Genomic DNA, 16738 nt, shown 5'->3' on the forward strand with positions numbered 1-16738 from the left:
CGCCACGCGAAACCTGCGCGCGGACGCGATACGGTTTCCCTGCGAGTGCTCTGCGACTGACAGGGAGGCCGGATCATGGGAACCGACCAGAAATTCGTCTGGATCACGACCCGCAAGCTGAAGCCGGGGTCACGCGAGGCGTTCCGCCAGGCGTGGCGGCCGGCGACGTTTCCCGACGGCATGATCGCCGCCTACGAGCTCGACGGCGTCGGCACCGACGAGGTCGTCGGCATCTCGGTGTGGGACTCGCCGGAGTCGCGCGAGCGCTACCGGCTGTCGGAGGTCGAGGCGGAGCGCCAGCGGCTGATGTCGCCCTACGTGCTCGAGGCGACCTCCGGCTTCTACATCGGGCGTGAGCTGACCATCCCCGGACGCTGAACGCGGGGCCGGAGGCGTCTCTCAGCCGATCAGGTCGGCGTAGACCCACCCGGCGATGCGGATGTCCCCCGTCGCCTCGATCGCGGCCGGCACCGCGCGCGTCACGAAGCAGTCCTGCCGGCAGACCGGCGGCCTGATCGCCGTTCCGGCCTGGGGAAGCTTGTCGAGCTCGATCACCTCGTTGGGCAGCGCCGTCCCGTCGGCCGTATGCAGCACCAGATAGAAGCGCATGCGGTCAGCATACGACCGCATAGTCGGGGAAGCGCCGGATCTCCACTCGGCGGTTCCCTCCGACGACCGTCTCGACGTGCTGCGACTTCCCCTTGACCTCGTTGCGGGCGTCCGAAAGCATCAAGCGGCGCGTCGCCTTCGCTGGTCCCATGCCGGCGACCCGGTGCCGGTAGCTCGGGCCGCCGCCGGTTGTCGCTGCCGAGGCGGCGCGGGCGCCGGGCCGAGGAGGCCGCCGCCTACGTGCAGGCGGCAGTCGTGATCGGCGCGCCGGGGCCGTTCTTGAAGACGCTGGCGCCGCCCTGCGTCGACCTGATGCAGTAGGTGCCCACGGAGCCGGACACGACGGCGATGCCGGGCGACAGCCCCTGGTCGTAGGCGCGCAGAGCCGCCGGGGTCAGCGACGTCTCGTCGTAGGTGGCGTAGTCGTGGTGATAGGCCTCGACGGCCGCGAGCGCGGCGCGGAGGCTCGCCTCGGCCGCCCTCACGCGAGCCCTGCTCTCGAACCCGAGCAGCGAGGGAACGGCGACGGCGAGCAGGATGCCGATGATCGCGAGCGCGACGAGGAGCTCGACGAGCGTGAACCCGGACTCGTCGCGATCCGCCCGACGGCCCGATCGTGCTGCACACATGAAGTCGCCCCTTCGCTGGAAACGGTGCCGTGAACCCGCACCCCTGTCATCTCCGCAAAAGGGGTGAGGGCGCCACCCTCGATCGAGTGATTCGCGGCGCCGCGCCTGCCGGCGGCGACTCCGCTCGTGGCGTGCGCCCCGGTCGAGACGGTCTCCGCGGGCAGGACGCGGGGCGAAGTCGAGACCTCGCCCCGCCCCCCGCCGGCTCCTACATGCCCTTGACGAGCCCGATCGCGTGCCCCTCGGGGTCCGCGAAGAGCGCGATCGTCACCTCGGGCAGCTCGGTGACGGGCATGATCGTCGTGCCGCCGAGCTCCTGCGCCCGGTCGAGGATCGCCTGCGGGTCATCGGTGGAGACGTAGAAGGTGACGTGGCCGGGCCCGCCGTCGGGCGTCTGCCCGATGCCGCCGGCGATGCCGTCTCCTTCCTTCTCGACGATGGCGTAACCCATCTCCGGGATCTCCTGCGTCTTCCAGCCGAACAGGTCACCGTAGAAGCTCTTCAGCTTCTGGAGGTCCCGGCCCACGACCTCGAAGTGCACGACCGCGTTGGCCATCTCCTGCTCCCTTCCGTTGCGTTAGCTGACTCCGTCGAGCCAGGGGTCGCGCCCGGGGTCGCCGCCGCTTGCCGCGGCGACGAGGCGCCCCAGGTAGTGATCCCAGCCGTGGGCGTGCGAGGTGGCGGCCTCGGCGCTCGGCAGGTCTCCGTGGGTGAGGCGCAGGCGGGTGCCGGCGCCGTCCGGCACGAGCTCGATCTCGACCGTCGAGGAGCCCGGCGGCACCGACGCGGGAGCGCCGTCCCCGCCCGGCTCCCAGCCCCAGCTGTAGACGAGGCGCCGGGGCGGGTCGACCTCGACGAACGTGCCGCTCGCCGTGTGCCCGGGCAGCACCTCGACCTCGTACGCCCCGCCGGGCCGCGGGTCGAACGCAGCGCGGATACCCATCCAGCGCTCGGCCTTGCGCGGGTCGACGAGGAACTCCCACACGGTCTCGGGGCGCGCGGCGATCGTGATCTCGCGCACGACCGCGGTCGCCTCAGGGGCGCTTTCCATGCTCCTTGTTCTCCTCTCGCTCGGCTTCCCGTTTCAGCGCCTCGAGGCGGTCTTCCCAGAACTCGTCGAGGAACGCCCGCACGCCGGCGAGCCCCTCGGGTCGCGCCCGGTACAGGCGCCTCGTCCCGTTGCGCCGCTCGCTCACGAGCCCGGCCTCCTTGAGGACGGTCAGATGCTGGGAGATGGCGGGCCGCGTCACGTCGAAGTGCGACGCGATCTCGCCCGCCGAGCGCTCGGCGTCCCACACGAGGCGCAGGATCGCGCGACGGCGGGGCTCGGCAATCGCTTTCAGCGCGGCCTCCACGCACTCTATGTAAGCATGTTCTTACGTTAGCGTCAACTGACGCCGGCCCTGACGGCCCACGTGGCGAGGAGGCGTTTCGCTGTACCTGTCCTCTCGCTGTCAGCCCAGGTTGGGGCGAGCAGGGTCGATGTCCCAGCGGCCCCCGTCGCGGCAGCTCGTGAAGTTCCAGTAGCCTGCGGGCGCGTGGCCGCGCACGTAGCGGACGGCGAGCCGGCCGAGGTAGGCGGCGCGCGTCGTGCTCATGCCGAGCTTGCGGCCGGCGAAGGGGACGAGCTGCACGGCGAAGCAGTTCGCCCGCGCCTCGCCGTCGATGCCGTAGGCGTGCATCGCCTCGTGCAGCACGGTCGCGAGCGCCGCTGCTCGCTTCCCGGTCGCGACGCCCGAATCGAGCAGCTCCTGCACCGGGCCGCACGTCGCGGGCGCGAGGTGCAGCCAGCGCGGCAGGGCGGGCTTCCAGAAGCCGAGCACGGTCGAGCTGCCGGGGGACGGCTGGTCTCCCTCGGCCGCGAGCACGGATTCCCAGTCGGGCTGGGTCCAGCAGGCGATCGCGAGCGTCCGCGGGGTGACGAGGCTCTTCATCGTGCCGTAGAGGAGCCGGGTCAGCGTCGTCTGCTTGACCGAGACGGTGCCGTTGAAGGCGTCCTCGCTCGGCAGCGTCGCGGCGGAGAGGACGGTCTTCGTCGAGACGGCGCTCGTCGTGTCGACCTCGGGCGGCGGCGCGACGGGCGGTGGCTCGACGGGCGGCGCCTGCGGCACGAGCGTGAACGAGAACGGCCCGGAGACGCGCTGCTGCCCGGCGTAGTCGCCGGTATCGAGGCGGCGGAAGTCGAGCCACCAGTAGTACGTGCGACCGGGCTGCATGAGGATCGTGCTCTCGCGGCACACCCACTTGCCCGGCTCGCCGAATGGGATCAACTCGTATGGCGCGCACGAGCCGACGAGGCGGCCGAGCGGCAGCCCGTAGCCGTCCATCTGCAGGCTGTCCGAGACCCACACGTACGGGTCGCGGTCGAGCCCGTCGAGGTAGACGACGAAGTCGAGCGTCGCGGGCGTGGCGACGGTCCCGATCACGTTGACGGTGACGGGGAGAGACTGGCCGTCGGGCTGCACGCCGTAGCCCGCGGCAGCCCGCCCCGGCAGGACAGAGAACACGGCGACGACGAGCGAGGAGGCGAAGATCTGGAGAAGTGCTCTCATGTCCCTCAGTCACCGCTGCGCGCGGGTGGGCTTACGGCCCGCCCGGGGCCGCCGCGGTCGTGCGCGAGGTCGAAGGCGCCGAGGACGGGTTCGACGCCGGCAACGGCTCGCCGGAGGACAGACGGGACGTGTGCGTGGCCTCGCGGTGGCGACCGTGTAATGGAAGGGCGCCGAAGACGAGGGGATCGTCGAGTGGACGCGCCTCCGGCGAGGGCTCCGCGCAGGGCGCGCCCGTCACGCCCCGCCGACGGGGCGGCAGCCCGAGAGATGCGCTCCACGTCTCCCTCTGCATCGCCGCGTCGAAGGCGACGGCGGACGGCGCGAAGTCGGTGCGGCGCACGAAGGCGAGGGCATCCTGCGCACCCCACTCGCGGTCCATGCCGGAGTCCTCCCACTCGATCGAGAGCGGCCCGGAGTAGCCGATCCGGTTCAACGCGCGGAAGAGCGCCTCGACGTCGACGTCGCCGTGGCCGGGCGAGACGAAGTCCCAGCCGCGCTGCGGCTCGCCGAAGTCGAGGTGCCCGCCGAGGATCGAGCTGCGCCCGTCGAGGGAGCGGCGCGAGTCCTTCACGTGCACGTGGTAGATCCGGTCGGCGAACTCGATCGCGAACGCGGCCGTGTCGAGGAACTGGTGCGCGAAGTGGCTCGGGTCGAGGTTGATCCCGAACCCGGGCCGGCGGCCGATCGCCTCGAGCGCCTTGCGCGTCGTCACGAAGTCGTAGGCGATCTCCGTCGGGTGCACCTCGAGGCCGAAGCGCACGCCCTCCTCGTCGAACACGTCGATGATCGGCCCCCAGCGCTCCGCGAACTCCTCGTAGCCGCGCGCGATCGCCTCGAAGTCGTTCGGCGGGAACGAGTAGAGCATGTGCCAGACGGGCGAGCCGGTGAAGCCGTTGACGACGGTGACTCCGAGGGCGGCCGCGGCGCGCGCCGTGTCCTTCATCCGCTCCGCAGCCCGGGCGCGGACACCCTCCGGGTCGCCGTCGCCCCACACCTCGGGCGGCAGGATCGCCTGGTGGCGCGCGTCGATCGGGTCGGCGACGGCCTGGCCGACGAGATGAGCGCCGATCGCCCAGCAGCCGAGCCCGTGCCGCTCGAGCAACGCGCCGCGCGCCTTGACGTAGCCGGGATCGGCGAGCGGCCTGTCGACCTCGAAGTGGTCGCCCCAGCAGGCGAGCTCGACGCCGTCGAAGCCCCAGGCGGAGAGCTTCGCGGCGAGGTCGGCGATCGGCAGGTCGGCCCACTGGCCGGTGAAGAGGGTTACGGGTCGTGCCATCTCGGCTCCCCTGGGCGTGGCATCGGATGCAGGTGCGCTACCGCTCGGCATGCTCGCACAGTTGCGGCGCCGCGACGTGCGCCAGGGTCCGAGCGGGGCCGGCGGCGCCGGCGGCTGCCGTCCCGTCGCGGCCGCGCAGCCGCGCGAGCGGGAAGTCGACGGTGGAGGCGTCGAGGACACGACGCACACGGCGCAGTCCTGCAGGTCACGGCGCTCCGTTCCCGGCTCGACAGTCCGAATGCACGATCATGCATATCAGCTCTGCGTCGAACGGTCGGCGACTGAAGATGCGCGATCGTACATTCGCGCTTGCATACTACGACCACGACGCCGATAATGCATGATCATGCATCCCACTCCCGCGGAGACCGCTCGATCGATCGGCTCGCGCGTCCGTGTGGCGCGAGCGCGGGCGGGCCTGCGCCAGGACGAGCTGGCGCTCGCGGCCGGCGTCAGCACGAGGCTCGTGCACACGATCGAAGCGGGCAAGGCGACGACGCGCCTGGACGGTCTGCTGCGCGTTCTCGGCGCACTCGGCCTCGCACTCGACGTCGTCGACCGGACGCCGAGCGGAAGGGGCTAGGCCATGCCTGCCGCTCCGGCGAGCCGTCTCGATGTGTGGCTGCGCGGCGAGCTCGTCGGCCGGCTCGATCGGATCGGGCCCGAGCGCTACCGCTTCTCGTACACGCCGGAGACCGTCGAACGCCACGGCGAGGGGGCGCTCCTCCTCTCGGCGTCCCTGCCCGTGAGGGCCGAGCGCTACCCGAGCGCCGCGACGAAGCCGTTCTTCGAGGGATTGCTGCCGGAGGGGTCGGCGCGCGGGACGATCGCACGCGGCTTCGGGCTCAGCGAGGCGAACGGCTTCGGTCTGCTGGAGCGGCTCGGCGCCGATTGCGCGGGCGCGGTCGCGGTCGTCCCGGAGGGTGAGGTGCCGGCGGGCGGCGACCAGGGTGTCGAGTGGCTCGACGAGGACGCGCTGGCGCGCCGGATCCGGGAGCTGCCGCGGAGCCCGCTCGGCGTCGACGCCGCCGAGGGGCGGGTGCGGTTGAGCCTGGCGGGCGTGCAGGAGAAGCTCGTCGTCGTGCGGGGCGCCGATGGTCGCATCGGCGAGCCGACCGGCGGCGCCCCGTCGACGCACATCCTCAAGCCGGGCGACGAGCGCTACGCGGGGCTGGTCGAGAACGAGGCCTTCTGCCTGAGAGTCGTCGCCGAGGCGGGCCTGCGCGCAGCCTCCGCCGAGGTGATCCGTGTCGAGGCGCTGCCGCGCCTGCTCGTGGAGCGCTTCGACCGGGCGGTCGTTGACGATCGTGTCGAGCGGATACATCAGGAGGACGTCTGCCAGGCGCTCGGGGTGCTTCCGGCGGCGAAGTACGAACAGGAGGGCGGCCCGTCGCTCGCCGCCGTCGTCGACCTGTTGCGCCGCCTCGGCGCTGCCGGCCTGGCCCGCGATCTCAACGACCTGGTGCTGCTGACGGTCGCGAACGTGCTACTCGGGAACGCGGACGCGCACGGCAAGAACGTCGCCCTCTTGCTCGAGCCGGGGCATGCGGCGCGGCTGGCGCCGGCGTACGACATCGTCGCGACGAACGTCTATCCGGGCCTGAGCCGCAAGCTCGCGATGGCGATCGGGGGCGCCCGCGACCCCGACGCCGTCGACGCCGGCGCCTGGCGGCGCCTGGCGCGCGAGGCGGGCCTCGGAGGCGGCATCGTGGGGATCGTGCGCGAGCACGCGCAGCGGGTGGTGGACGCCGCGCGCACGGCCCGCGGGGTCGCGCGGGACGAAGGCTGGCATCACGCGGTGATCGACGACATCGTCCGGGTTGCCGAGCAGCGCGCGCTGCGCCTCGGCCACGGTCAGGCCTTCCCCATCCCGCGCTTCCGCAAGAGCCGGAATGGGACGCGATGAGCGAGACTCGCAGGAACCGGCAGGAGGATCGATCGACGGCGCTCACCGCGACTTCGCGCTTCTCTCGCGGACGATCGCGCCCCGGCTCGAAGCGGTGCGGATCGGAACGATGCCCGAACGGGTCGCAGCGGACCTTCCGATCACACGCCCGTGGTAGCCCGCCTCGGCCGTCGGAAATCGAGGCTGACCCCGATTCTGCCTGCGCTATCCGCGACGCGCGGCCGAAGGTTCGCGAGGCCGAGAACCGCGTTCAGCCGCGGCCACTCCGGCCATCTTGCGCTTTCGCCCGACTCAGGGCACCCTGATGAGGCGGAGGAGGAGCGGGGGCATCTACCGTAGCGAAGTAATCGCAACGATGGGAGCGCCGGCCGACATCGACGTGAACGTGCGCCGGATCCCGGCGGCCGTCGCTGGAAGAGGACGATGATGAAGAAGAGGAAGATCTTCCGGACGCCTGAGGAGCGGGCCGCCTGGGTGGCGCGGGGCGAGGAGCTCCAGCGCGAGTTGCAGTACTGGATCGAGCGCGGCAAGGCCGAGCTCGCAGCCCGGCAGGAGCCGGCTTCGTCCCCGTAGTGCGGCCGGGCTCGGCTCTTCCACGCCCCGCGCCCCGCGCCTCGCGCGGCGCGCAACGGTCGCCGGGTTGCAGTCCGTCCCGGCGGCGGCTGGCCTTCGCGGTCACGGACGCGACGGCGGACGGTGGTCGCGCAGGGCGGATCGGTCTCGCCGGTCAAACGCTCACGCCCTGAGCACCCGCCCGAGGAAAGGCTACGTTCTCCGCATGACGGCCCAGGCGTCGCTCCCGTCGCTCGTCGACCCGGGTCGGCTCACGCTCGGCTGCGTCGATCTCGACGCCCCGCCGCTGTTCTCCCGCGCGGATGCCCGTGGACGCAGGGACGGCTACGAGCCGGCCGCGGCCGCCGCCGTCGCCGCGCGGCTGGGCCTCGAGGTCGCGTGGAGCTTCCTCGCGTGGAGCGACTTCTACCCGGCGCTCGAGAACGGCCGCGTCGACGCGATCTGGTGCGGCCAGGGGATGAGCGACGAGCGCCGCGCCCGCGCCGACTTCACACGGCCCTACGCGGTCTTCGACGAGTCGGTCGTCGTCCGGGCGGACGACCCGGCCTCGACGCCGGCTGACCTCCGCGGCAGGCGCATCGGCGCCATCGCCGGCAGCACCAACATGCGCCTCGCGGAGACGTTCCCCGACGTCGAGCTCGTCTCGTTCGCCGGCACGGCCGACGTCTTCGCAGACATGATCCGCGCGCTGCGCGCCGGCGAGGTCGACGGCTTCGTCGACGACGACGTCGTGATGGTGCCGCTCGACGCCGAGCCGGACATGCGCCTCGCCTTCACGCTGCCGACACGGAACCGCTGGGGCGTGGCGGTGAGGAAGGGCGACGATCCGCTGCGAGAGGCACTCGACGAGGCGCTCGCCGGGGCGATCGACGACGGCGCGCTCGAGGCGGCCTGGTCGCGCTGGATGCCGTGGCTCGCGTTTCCGCTGCCGGCGGCCTGACGCGGCGGCGCGAGGCACGCCTCGAGGACAGTCCGTAGGATTGACCCGTGCGCGTGCTCGCGGTCGAAGCAGTCATCGTCCCCTACTCGTCTTTGACGCCTGCGCCCACGACCAGGGTGAGCAGGACGATCGCGATCCGCGACGACCAGACGCTCGAGCAGTTGCACGAGGCGTTGCGGCTCGCCTTCGGCTGGTTCGACCCGCACCTCTACTCGTTCTGGGTCGGCGGCAACTTCTGGGACCGGAACGTCCCCCACTACACGGCGCCGTTCGAGATCGAGGAGATGGGCAAGGACGCGCTCAGCGCACGCACACCGATCCGCGAGGTCGGCCTGAAGAAGGGGTCGACGTTGGCGTACGTGTTCGACTTCGGCGACGAGTGGCGGCTCGCGCTGAAGGTAGTCGACACCTGGCCGGCGACAGCCGCGGCGTACCCGATGCTCGTCGACGCGGAGGGGATCCCACCGCCGCAGTACCCCGACCTCGACGAGGACGACTGACGACCACACGAAGCCGGCGCAAGCTGAGGGCGGGGTCAGGTCTTCTTCGTTCCACCCGCGGCCGGCGCCGCCGAGCTCCGCCCCCCGTCGCCGCCGGCGTGGACACGCCGGTGGACGGTCGTGACCGAGCAGCCGATGTGGGTCGCAATCTCGCGCAAGCTGTAGCCGTGCTCGATGTGCGCGATCACGATCCCCTCGCTGTCGTCCGCCGCGCCCACAAGATCGTCGAGTGTCGGTCGCGGCGGTCGCAGCATCGCCCGGGTGAACTCGGGATCCCGCGGCACGCACGCGAGACGCCCGGCGACGAAGACATCGTCGCCGACAACGAGCGGATGGCGCGAAGGCGGAGGCTCCTCGAGCGTCTCGACCATCACCCGGTAGCAGCGCAACGCCTCCGCTCGATCGTCGGCGAAGCAGGCAAGCAGTTCGTCGACGGCAACGATCCCCGCCGCCGCGCTGCCAACCGTGGCGTGGTGGCTCGTCCAACGCCACTGCTGCGGCCGGCTACTGAGCCGAGCGCGGATCGGATTCCTGACCACGTACCGCACCGTGCGCCGCAAATGCGCGTCCGTCTGTACCGACACCGCCTTGTAGCGACCCTGGAACAGATGCCCCACCCGCCGATGACGACGGTTGAACCACTGCGCATACACCCCGTTCAGCTGCCGCATCCCCCGCGCCAGCGTCGGCTCCAACGTCATCACGAGCAGATGGAAGTGATTCCCCATCAGGCAGTACGCAAGCACCCGCCAGCGATACCGGACAGCCACCTCCCCCAGGATCTCGAGGAACCGCTCCCGATCGCGATCATCCCGAAACACCAGCGCGCGCTCGTTCCCGCGCACAACGACATGGAAGACACCACCAGCCAGTTCGATCCTCGGAGGACGCACCACCACCCGAACCTAGCGCCTAAACAGACAACAATCTACGGATGGGGACGGATCGTCACGAACCCGGCACACAGACGCAACGGGAACAGGCGAGTGGAACGAAGAAGACCTGACCCCGGACTTTCTCGCGGCTTCGCTCGCGACGCCGACGGCGTTCCTCGACCCGGCAGGGCGGCCGCCGTCCCCCGCCGCCCGTAGAATCGCCCGCGTGAGCGAGACGCGCGAGATCACCGTCCTCCTTGCGGACGACCACGAGGTCGTGCGCGAGGGGCTGCGGCTCGCGCTGCTGCGCTCGCCGCACATCCGCGTCGTCGGCGAGGCCCCCGACGGGGAGACGGCGGTCACGCTCGCGGAGCGGCGGCGGCCCGACGTCGTGATCATGGATCTGCGCATGCCCGAGATGGACGGCATCGAGGCGACGGAGGAGATCGTGCGCCGCGTCCCCGACGCGAAGGTGCTGATCTTCACCGCCTACTCGGAACGGGCGCTCTTGCAGCGCGGCCTCGAATCCGGGGCGCGCGGGTACATCCTCAAGGAGGCCTCGCACGAGACGCTGCTGCGCGCGATCGAGAAGGTGGCGGCGGGCGAGACGTTTGTCGACCCGGCGCTGATGTCGTCGCTCACCGTGGGCAAGGACGGCAGCGATGTGCTCACGCATCGGGAGCGCGAGATCCTGCAGCTCCTCGCCGAGGGCATGTCGAACGCCGACGTCGCCACGCAGCTGTTCATCTCCCCGGAGACGGTGAAGAGCCACGTCCGCCACATCCTCACGAAGCTCGAAGCCGAAACCCGCACGCAGGCGGTGGCGATCGCGCTCCGTGAGGCGATGATCGATTGAGCGACGACGGCGCGGCGGAGCGGCTGCGGGCCGAGCGCGACGAGCGCAGGCGGCTCGGCGAGCTGATCCACGACGGGCCCGTGCAGCAGCTCGCCGCGCTCGCGCAGATGCTCGACGCCGCCCGGCAGGCGCTCGCCGCCGGAGACGGCGAGGCGGCCGACCGCATCGCCGCGCGCGCGCTCGAGGTGTCGCGCGAGGCGAGCGTCGACCTGCGGGAGATCGTCTCGAGCATCGAGCCGGAGGCGCTGCGGCGCGAAGGGTTCGCCGCCGCCGTCGGCGAGCTGACGGCGCGGCTGGCGGCGCGGCGCGGCATCGCGATCGAGCTCGACGTGCAGGCCGGCGACCGGCTCGGCGAAGGAGCGCGGTCGGCGCTCTACCAGATCGTCCGCGAGGCGCTCGACCAGGCGCTGCGGCGCGGGCCGCCGACGCGGGTGTCGGTGTCGGTGACGGAGACGCCCGCCGGGGTCGAGCTGCGCGTCGGCGACGACGGCGCCCAGGAGCGCCGGCAGGCGGTGCTCGACGGCCTCGCAGCCCGCGCCGCCGAGCTCAACGGCGCGTTCTCTTCGTCGACGACCGAGACGGGCACGTGGATCGCCGTGCGGCTACCGCCCACGGCGGCCCGGCGCTGACGCGGCGCCCGCCCCGGCCCTACTCGGGCGGCTCGTTGTGGACGTCGTGCTCGGTGGCGTACTGCTCGACGAGCGCGTTGATCACCGCGGCGCCCTCGGGGAACGCGTAGTTGATCTTCACGAAGGGCTGCCACTTGTCCGGAAGCGCGTCCTCCGGGAAGATCGCCTCGACCGGGCACTCGGGCTCGCAGGCCCCGCAGTCGATGCACTCCTCCGGGTCGATCACGAGCATCCGGTCGAACTCGTGGATGCAGTCGACCGGGCAGACGTCGATGCAGGACTTGTCCTTGATGTCGATGCAGGGCTCGGAAATGATGTAGGTCATCGTCCCGGCAACTCTACCCGGACGGCTCGGGTGCGCTTCGAGGGAACCGTTGCGAGCGCCGACCCGCGCCGCTCAACGGGCTATCAGCTCGAGCACGAGCTCGGGAGCGCGCTCGACGAGAGCCGACTTGACGATCACCTGGTCGAAGCCGGCGGCGTGCCCGGCACGAAGCCCGGCCGTGTCGGTGTGGTTCGTGTAGCCGAGGATGGGCACGTCCGGCCACGACTCCGCGACATCGAGCGGGTCGACGCGCGCGATGTCGCAGATGACCAGGTCGGGCGGATCGGCCGAGTCCTTCGTGACGAGACGATGGGCGGGCAACAGGCCCTCCAGCTTCCCGCGGAAGAACAGATCGACCCCCACCAGAAGGATCGTCGCCACCCGGATGACGCTAGCAGCAGACGAGGACGGCTCAGCGGCGGGGCCGTTCAGAAGACCGGCTCGAGGCCGAACCGCTCGAGGAAGCGGTTGAGGTAGACACGGAGGACGTAGAAGCGCCCGAAGAACAGCAGCAGCCCGAGCGCGACCATGATCGCGCCGCTCACGAGCTGGATCGCGACGTAGTGGCTGCGAATCCAGCGGAAGGCGCCCATCGTCCGCGTGAACAGGGCGCCCGCGAGCACGAACGGGATCGCCACCCCGAGCGAGTAGACGGCGAGCAGCAGGGCGCCCTGCGCCGCGGTGTCGGACGAGCCTGCGAGGACGAGGATCGCCGCGAGCACCGGGCCGATGCACGGCGCGGCGCAGACGGCGAAGGCGCCGCCGAGGGCAAGCCGCGAGCCCCGGCTGCGCGCCCCCTGCACGAGCCCCGCCCCGACGAGCCGCTCGGGCCACGGCAGCAGCCCCATGAAGGCGAGACCGAACACGACGAGCACGAACCCGGCGACGCGCTCGAGCAGGAACTGGTCGCGGAAGAGGCCGGCACCGACGAGCTGGGCGCCGACGCCGAGGGCGACGAAGACGGCGGTGAAGCCGAGCACGAACGGAATGCTCGCCAGCACGACGCGCCTGGCCGAGCCGCGCTCGCCCAGCCGGTCGGCCTCGACCGCGGAGACGGCGGAGAGGTAGCCGGGCACGAGCGGGAGCACGCACGGGGCGAGGAACGACACGAAGCCGGCGAGCAGCGCGACCGGGAGCTCCGTCAGGCCCACGCGAGCGTCACCCGTCGAAGCGCGCGAGCTCTTCGTCGAGGCGGCGCTCGAGCTCCGAGTCGAGGGGCGGGCCGCCGCCCGGGTCGTCGTCTCCTTCGCGCCGCCTGCTCCAGCCCCAGGCGAGCACGCCGACCGTGACCGCCCCGACGGCGACGCCGCCGATCGGGAGCAGCCAGGCGAGCAGGTCGAACCCCCGCTTCGGCGGCTCGGCGAGCACGCCGGGACCGAACTGGTCGACGAGCTGCGCCTTGATCTCCGCGGCGCTGTCGCCGGCGGCGATGCGCGCGCGGATGAAGGCCTTCATGCGGGTGGCGATCGGCGCCGTCGACTGGTCGAGGGTCGTCCTGCACGTCGGGCACACGATCTCGCCCTCGAGGTCGGCCTGGCTCGGACGCCCGCCTGCGAGCGCCGGCGCGGCGAGCACGGCCGCCAGGGCGAGGAGGAGTGCGACGCGGCCGATCATCTCGCCGTGCCGAGGGCGAGCGCGACGCCCTGCGCGAAGGCGTCCTTGTTGCGATCGGTGTCGATGCCGCCCTGGATGCGCTCGCCGACGAGCCGTCCCTGCCGGTCGACGAAGAACGTCTCCGGGAACCCCGTCACCCCCCACGCGCCGAGCGTCGAACCCGAGCCGTCGTAGACGACGGGATAGGTGACGCCGTAGCGCTTCATGAACCGGCGAGCGTCCTGGCGGAAGTCCTGCGCGTCGACGCCGACGATGACGAGACCCTGGTCGCGGTAGCGCACGTACGTCGCCTGCAGCGCCGGCGCCTCGTCCTTGCACGGGATGCACCAGGAGGCCCAGAAGTTCACGACCACCGCCTTGCCGCGCAGCGCCGGGAGCGACAACGTGCCTCCGGCGGCGTCGATCCGCGGCAGCGCGAACGGCGGGGCGACAGGGTTGTCCCCGCGGGCAAGCTGCCCGGCCGCACCGTCGCCGCTCCCGAACGCCACCTTCCAGACGAGCAGCGCGAGCAGCGCAACGACGGCGGCGAGCGCCGCGGCCTGCCCGGCCATGCGGGCGCGGCCGCTCATGCGGCGACGACGATCACCGGCGTGCCGATGCTCACCCGGGAGAAGAGCCACTCGGCCTGCGGGATCAGCATGCGGATGCACCCGTGCGAGGCCGAGTACCCGACGGAGGCGGCGTCGGGCGTGCCGTGGATGCCGACGTACGGGGCAGACAGGCCCATCCAGCGTGTGCCGAGCGGGTTGCCGGGCCCGGGCGGGATCGGCTTCGCGTCCTTCGCCCAGTCCGATCCGACCGGCGGATACCACCATGGGTAACGCTGCTTGTCGATGACCTCGAAGCGGCCGAGCGGCGTCGGGTACTGCGCGAGCCCGGTCGCGACCTTGAAGGCGCGAATCAGCTTCGAGCGGCGCGCGACCTCGTAGAAGAAGAGCCGGTTGGAGCCGCGCCGGATCACGATCGCCCGGCCGAGGTCGTCGCTCGAGACGGCGGGGGCGATCTGCTCGAACGGCAGCGTCAGCGGGTCGCGCGCGTGCGTCTTCAGCGCCTTGACGATCTCCCGCGCCGCGATCAGCTCCTTGAGGCGCCGGCCGGGAACGTCCTTCGTCGCGAACGGAACGAGGTTGCGCAGCTTCAGCTCCGCATCGACGGGGTCGCGGCGGAACCGCGCGCCGAGCCGGGCGACGAACCGCTCCACGCGTGCGCGGTCGACGTCGACCTGAAGCGGCACGACGAAGCCGGGCCGCTTCACGCGCGCGGCGAGCGCGAGGGCCTCGTCCAGGCGCGCGGAGGCGCCGAGCCGTTGCGGCGCGATCGTGATGCGGGCCCCCGGGCCCGCGACGAGCGTGAGCGGGCGGGCGAACCGCTGCCGCAGGATCGCGCGTGCCTGCGCGGGCGCGAGGCCGCCGACGAGCGCTCCGCCCACGGTGACCCCGGCGGCGATCGTCTTCGGCTGGGCGACCGGCGGCGGCGCGGTGGTGGTCGCGCCGGTCGACGGGGCCGTCGTGACGGTGTCGGTCGTCGTGCCGCCGGTCGTCCCCTCGTCGGCCCCCGCGGCGGGCACGAGCGCGAGCAGCGCTGCGCACAGGAACCCCGCCGCCCCACTGGTCGAGAAGACGGCGATCTTCAGCCCGCGGGTCACGATCCGAGTGTAGCCGCGAAGATCCGCGGGTCGTTGCTGATCACCCCGTCGACGCCCGCGGCGACGACGCGGAGCAGATCGGCCGGCTCGTCCACCGTCCACGCGAGCACCGGCAGCCCCGCGGCATGGGCGCGCGTGACCGCCGCAGGGGTCACGAGCCGGTGCTGGAGCATCACTGCCGCCGCGCCCGCACGCCGCGCGAGCCGCTCGATGCGCAACGGCACGAACGCGCGCATGGTGGTCAGCCCGAGCGACACGACCGGCCACAGGTAGGGCCGATGCGAGATCGACATGCGATCGTCGGGGTACGTGATCCCGACGCGGACGCCGGCTGCGCGGCGCGCGACGGCGGCGAGGCTGGGCACGTGGACGCCGCTCACGACGGTACGCGACGCGAGCCCGTGGCGGATGACGGCGTCGGCGAGCTCGTCGAGCCGCAGCCGCAGCTTGAGGTCGACGTGCAGGCCGACGTCCGGCGCCTCGTCGGCGAAGAAGGCGAAGGCCTCGTCGAGCGTGGGCAGCTCCGGCGCGACCTCGCGCAGCTCCTCGAGCGTGCGGTCGCGGACGCGGCCCGCGGCCGCGCCGTGGCTGACCTCGTCGAGGCGGTCGGAGTGGGCGAGCACCAGCGGGCCGCGCGGCAGATCGAGCACGTCGAACTCGATCAGGTCGACCCCCGCCTCGAGGGCGGCCCGGAACGAGCGCAGCGTGTTCTCGGGCGCGAGCGCCGCCGCGCCACGGTGGCCGATGCGGAGAACCCGCCCGTCCTCGCGCCTGCCAAGCGCGATCATGCGCGCCGGGCCGAGCGCGGCCGCCGGCGCCGTAGCCGCGCGAGCCACCACCAGGAGACGCCCGCCACGACGAGCGCCTGCCCGACGGTGAGGGCCGCGGCGAGCTGCGCCGTGTGCTGCCAGAACAGCTCGGGATAGAGCCGCAGCAGCGTGTCGCTGTACGAGAACCGCCACGTGTCGCCCGTGAAGAAGATCTCGTGGAAGCGCAGGAAGAAGCCGTCGAAGCCGAGCACGATCACGGGCACGGCGAGGAGCGCCACGAGCAGCGTGGCGAGCGCGCCGGCGAGCAGGCCACGCGGCACGACGGCGCGCGCCGTACGCGAGCGGCCGAGAGCGGCCGCCAGCACGACCAGCGCGGCGAGCACGGCGAGCTGCGCCCGCAGCGCCGCCGTGAACAGCCTGCGCACGTCCGCCATGTGCCGGACCTCCCGCTCGCCGAAGGCGGCGCTGCCGTCGGGGAGCACCGCTCGGCGCAGGAGCTCGACACCCTCCGATCGCGGCTGGATCGAACGCAGGCCGGTGAGCGCGAGCGCCGTGCGCTGCTCCGTGTCGAGCCCGTAGCGGTCGGGCGGAAAGCCGCCGCGTCCGTATTCGAAGCGCACGAACCAGTCGTGCGCGAGCACCCTGAATCCGTTGACGACGAGCACGGGCGGCACCGCGACGGCGATTGCCACCGTGAGGGCGAGGAGCACGACGGCCCGCGAGCGCGACGATCGACTCCGCATCAGCGCGACGACCGAGAGTCGATCATCTAGAGCCCGAAGAGCTGCTGGACTTCACGCCAGATCGTAACCCCCAGGGCGACGCTCAGGGCGAGCAGGACGACGAGAACGAGCCAGAAGCGGATGCCGGCGCGCTTCGAGCGCCGGCGCTGCTCGATGCGCGCCCTGCGGCGCGCCCGGTGCAGGCGGTAGGCGTCTCGTACCGCGTCGGGGTCGACCGGCGGCGCGTCGTCCCCCGCCGCCCGCTGCGCGTTCCGTGCCACGCGGGAAGTGTAAGGGCGTGGCTCGTGCCGCCGCGA

General features: G+C 72.3%; 25 protein-coding genes and 1 pseudogene. 8 read left to right on the forward strand and 18 right to left on the reverse strand.

Annotated elements, in window-relative coordinates; genetic code table 11:
* Positions 1–75 precede the first annotated feature (75 nt).
* Complete coding sequence (locus tag Gocc_RS12180; RefSeq protein ID WP_114796840.1) at positions 76–378, forward strand: hypothetical protein; 303 nt, start codon at positions 76–78, stop codon at positions 376–378.
* A gap of 21 nt (positions 379–399) precedes the next feature.
* Here the strand turns inward: Gocc_RS12180 and Gocc_RS12185 are convergent, their stop codons facing one another.
* From Gocc_RS12185 to Gocc_RS16300, 8 genes and pseudogenes are all read right to left on the reverse strand, one after another.
* Complete coding sequence (locus Gocc_RS12185; protein WP_114796841.1) at positions 400–609, reverse strand: hypothetical protein; 210 nt, start codon at positions 607–609, stop codon at positions 400–402.
* A 236-nt stretch (positions 610–845) separates the two neighbouring features.
* On the reverse strand, positions 846–1238 hold the full coding sequence (locus tag Gocc_RS16600) for a type II secretion system protein (RefSeq protein WP_114796842.1): 393 nt from the start codon (positions 1236–1238) through the stop codon (positions 846–848).
* 208 nt (positions 1239–1446) lie between these two features.
* Positions 1447–1794: a VOC family protein gene (locus Gocc_RS12195; RefSeq protein WP_114796843.1), complete on the reverse strand. Its 348-nt coding sequence runs from the start codon at positions 1792–1794 to the stop codon at positions 1447–1449.
* Between the two features lie 21 nt (positions 1795–1815).
* On the reverse strand, positions 1816–2289 hold the full coding sequence (locus Gocc_RS12200; protein ID WP_114796844.1) for an SRPBCC family protein: 474 nt from the start codon (positions 2287–2289) through the stop codon (positions 1816–1818).
* A complete protein-coding gene (locus Gocc_RS12205) occupies positions 2273–2593 on the reverse strand; it encodes an ArsR/SmtB family transcription factor (RefSeq protein ID WP_114796845.1) in 321 nt (106 codons plus the stop codon). Before Gocc_RS12205 ends, Gocc_RS12200 begins: the two co-directional genes overlap by 17 nt.
* Positions 2594–2692: 99 nt before the next feature.
* Complete coding sequence (locus tag Gocc_RS12210; RefSeq protein ID WP_114796846.1) at positions 2693–3790, reverse strand: hypothetical protein; 1098 nt, start codon at positions 3788–3790, stop codon at positions 2693–2695.
* Between the two features lie 292 nt (positions 3791–4082).
* Positions 4083–5066 (reverse strand): annotated as a pseudogene (locus Gocc_RS12215) (sugar phosphate isomerase/epimerase family protein); the annotation flags it as partial.
* A gap of 37 nt (positions 5067–5103) precedes the next feature.
* Positions 5104–5253 (reverse strand): hypothetical protein, encoded by a 150-nt coding sequence (locus Gocc_RS16300; protein WP_181813646.1) that lies wholly within the window; start codon positions 5251–5253, stop codon positions 5104–5106.
* A 159-nt stretch (positions 5254–5412) separates the two neighbouring features.
* Here Gocc_RS16300 and Gocc_RS12220 point away from each other — a divergent pair, with 159 nt between their 5' ends.
* From Gocc_RS12220 to Gocc_RS12235, 5 genes are all read left to right on the forward strand, one after another.
* Positions 5413–5649 carry a helix-turn-helix domain-containing protein gene (locus tag Gocc_RS12220; protein ID WP_220150601.1) on the forward strand — a complete coding sequence of 79 codons (237 nt, stop codon included), beginning with the start codon at positions 5413–5415 and terminating at the stop codon, positions 5647–5649.
* 3 nt (positions 5650–5652) lie between these two features.
* Positions 5653–6972, forward strand: coding sequence for a type II toxin-antitoxin system HipA family toxin (locus Gocc_RS12225; RefSeq protein ID WP_114796849.1), 1320 nt, complete (start codon positions 5653–5655; stop codon positions 6970–6972).
* Between the two features lie 423 nt (positions 6973–7395).
* Positions 7396–7545, forward strand: a complete 150-nt coding sequence (locus Gocc_RS16305; protein ID WP_181813647.1) for a hypothetical protein — start codon at positions 7396–7398, stop codon at positions 7543–7545.
* 205 nt (positions 7546–7750) lie between these two features.
* Positions 7751–8485: a substrate-binding periplasmic protein gene (locus Gocc_RS12230; RefSeq protein ID WP_114796850.1), complete on the forward strand. Its 735-nt coding sequence runs from the start codon at positions 7751–7753 to the stop codon at positions 8483–8485.
* Between the two features lie 47 nt (positions 8486–8532).
* Complete coding sequence (locus tag Gocc_RS12235; RefSeq protein WP_114796851.1) at positions 8533–8985, forward strand: IS1096 element passenger TnpR family protein; 453 nt, start codon at positions 8533–8535, stop codon at positions 8983–8985.
* 35 nt (positions 8986–9020) lie between these two features.
* Here the strand turns inward: Gocc_RS12235 and Gocc_RS12240 are convergent, their stop codons facing one another.
* A complete protein-coding gene (locus tag Gocc_RS12240) occupies positions 9021–9884 on the reverse strand; it encodes a transposase (protein WP_114796852.1) in 864 nt (287 codons plus the stop codon).
* A 202-nt stretch (positions 9885–10086) separates the two neighbouring features.
* On the opposite strand from Gocc_RS12240, the gene Gocc_RS12245 reads away from it, so the two are divergent.
* Positions 10087–10716, forward strand: a complete 630-nt coding sequence (locus Gocc_RS12245; RefSeq protein ID WP_114796853.1) for a response regulator — start codon at positions 10087–10089, stop codon at positions 10714–10716.
* Positions 10713–11345 carry a sensor histidine kinase gene (locus Gocc_RS12250; protein ID WP_114796854.1) on the forward strand — a complete coding sequence of 211 codons (633 nt, stop codon included), beginning with the start codon at positions 10713–10715 and terminating at the stop codon, positions 11343–11345. The genes Gocc_RS12245 and Gocc_RS12250 overlap by 4 nt, the downstream gene beginning before the upstream one ends.
* Positions 11346–11364: 19 nt before the next feature.
* Here Gocc_RS12250 and Gocc_RS12255 read toward each other — a convergent pair whose 3' ends face one another.
* From Gocc_RS12255 to Gocc_RS12295, 9 genes are all read right to left on the reverse strand, one after another.
* Positions 11365–11670: a 4Fe-4S dicluster domain-containing protein gene (locus tag Gocc_RS12255; protein WP_114796855.1), complete on the reverse strand. Its 306-nt coding sequence runs from the start codon at positions 11668–11670 to the stop codon at positions 11365–11367.
* Positions 11671–11742: 72 nt separating this feature from the next.
* A complete protein-coding gene (locus Gocc_RS12260; protein WP_114796856.1) occupies positions 11743–12051 on the reverse strand; it encodes a hypothetical protein in 309 nt (102 codons plus the stop codon).
* Positions 12052–12098: 47 nt separating this feature from the next.
* The gene (locus Gocc_RS12265) at positions 12099–12821 is read right to left on the reverse strand and encodes a cytochrome c biogenesis CcdA family protein (protein WP_114796857.1); all 723 of its coding nucleotides are present in this window, start codon (positions 12819–12821) and stop codon (positions 12099–12101) included.
* 7 nt (positions 12822–12828) lie between these two features.
* Entirely contained in the window at positions 12829–13284 is a 456-nt protein-coding gene (locus Gocc_RS12270; RefSeq protein ID WP_114796858.1) for a cytochrome c-type biogenesis protein, read from the reverse strand.
* Positions 13281–13853, reverse strand: coding sequence for a TlpA disulfide reductase family protein (locus Gocc_RS12275; protein ID WP_114796859.1), 573 nt, complete (start codon positions 13851–13853; stop codon positions 13281–13283). The genes Gocc_RS12270 and Gocc_RS12275 overlap by 4 nt, the downstream gene beginning before the upstream one ends.
* Entirely contained in the window at positions 13850–14929 is a 1080-nt protein-coding gene (locus Gocc_RS12280) for a L,D-transpeptidase family protein (protein WP_181813648.1), read from the reverse strand. Before Gocc_RS12280 ends, Gocc_RS12275 begins: the two co-directional genes overlap by 4 nt.
* A complete protein-coding gene (locus tag Gocc_RS12285; protein WP_114796861.1) occupies positions 14926–15765 on the reverse strand; it encodes a glycerophosphodiester phosphodiesterase in 840 nt (279 codons plus the stop codon). The genes Gocc_RS12280 and Gocc_RS12285 overlap by 4 nt, the downstream gene beginning before the upstream one ends.
* Complete coding sequence (locus Gocc_RS12290; protein ID WP_181813649.1) at positions 15714–16409, reverse strand: TIGR01906 family membrane protein; 696 nt, start codon at positions 16407–16409, stop codon at positions 15714–15716. The genes Gocc_RS12285 and Gocc_RS12290 overlap by 52 nt, the downstream gene beginning before the upstream one ends.
* 59 nt (positions 16410–16468) lie before the next feature.
* Complete coding sequence (locus Gocc_RS12295) at positions 16469–16702, reverse strand: hypothetical protein (RefSeq protein WP_114796863.1); 234 nt, start codon at positions 16700–16702, stop codon at positions 16469–16471.
* Positions 16703–16738 lie beyond the last annotated feature (36 nt).

The organism is Gaiella occulta (assembly GCF_003351045.1).
Taxonomy (GTDB): Bacteria; Actinomycetota; Thermoleophilia; order Gaiellales; family Gaiellaceae; genus Gaiella; species Gaiella occulta.

What these genes read in the sequence shown, in the direction of transcription:
- Gocc_RS12195 (WP_114796843.1), bottom strand. Translation starts at nt 1,794, where the DNA reads ATGGCCAACGCGGTCGTGCACTTCGAGGTCGTGGGCCGGGACCTCCAG.
- Gocc_RS12180 (WP_114796840.1), top strand. Translation starts at nt 76, where the DNA reads ATGGGAACCGACCAGAAATTCGTCTGGATCACGACCCGCAAGCTGAAG.
- Gocc_RS12255 (WP_114796855.1), bottom strand. Translation starts at nt 11,670, where the DNA reads ATGACCTACATCATTTCCGAGCCCTGCATCGACATCAAGGACAAGTCC.
- Gocc_RS12230 (WP_114796850.1), top strand. Translation starts at nt 7,751, where the DNA reads ATGACGGCCCAGGCGTCGCTCCCGTCGCTCGTCGACCCGGGTCGGCTC.
- Gocc_RS12200 (WP_114796844.1), bottom strand. Translation starts at nt 2,289, where the DNA reads ATGGAAAGCGCCCCTGAGGCGACCGCGGTCGTGCGCGAGATCACGATC.
- Gocc_RS16305 (WP_181813647.1), top strand. Translation starts at nt 7,396, where the DNA reads ATGATGAAGAAGAGGAAGATCTTCCGGACGCCTGAGGAGCGGGCCGCC.
- Gocc_RS12220 (WP_220150601.1), top strand. Translation starts at nt 5,413, where the DNA reads ATGCATCCCACTCCCGCGGAGACCGCTCGATCGATCGGCTCGCGCGTC.
- Gocc_RS12270 (WP_114796858.1), bottom strand. Translation starts at nt 13,284, where the DNA reads ATGATCGGCCGCGTCGCACTCCTCCTCGCCCTGGCGGCCGTGCTCGCC.
- Gocc_RS12225 (WP_114796849.1), top strand. Translation starts at nt 5,653, where the DNA reads ATGCCTGCCGCTCCGGCGAGCCGTCTCGATGTGTGGCTGCGCGGCGAG.
- Gocc_RS16600 (WP_114796842.1), bottom strand. Translation starts at nt 1,238, where the DNA reads ATGTGTGCAGCACGATCGGGCCGTCGGGCGGATCGCGACGAGTCCGGG.
- Gocc_RS12210 (WP_114796846.1), bottom strand. Translation starts at nt 3,790, where the DNA reads ATGAGAGCACTTCTCCAGATCTTCGCCTCCTCGCTCGTCGTCGCCGTG.
- Gocc_RS12185 (WP_114796841.1), bottom strand. Translation starts at nt 609, where the DNA reads ATGCGCTTCTATCTGGTGCTGCATACGGCCGACGGGACGGCGCTGCCC.
- Gocc_RS12275 (WP_114796859.1), bottom strand. Translation starts at nt 13,853, where the DNA reads ATGAGCGGCCGCGCCCGCATGGCCGGGCAGGCCGCGGCGCTCGCCGCC.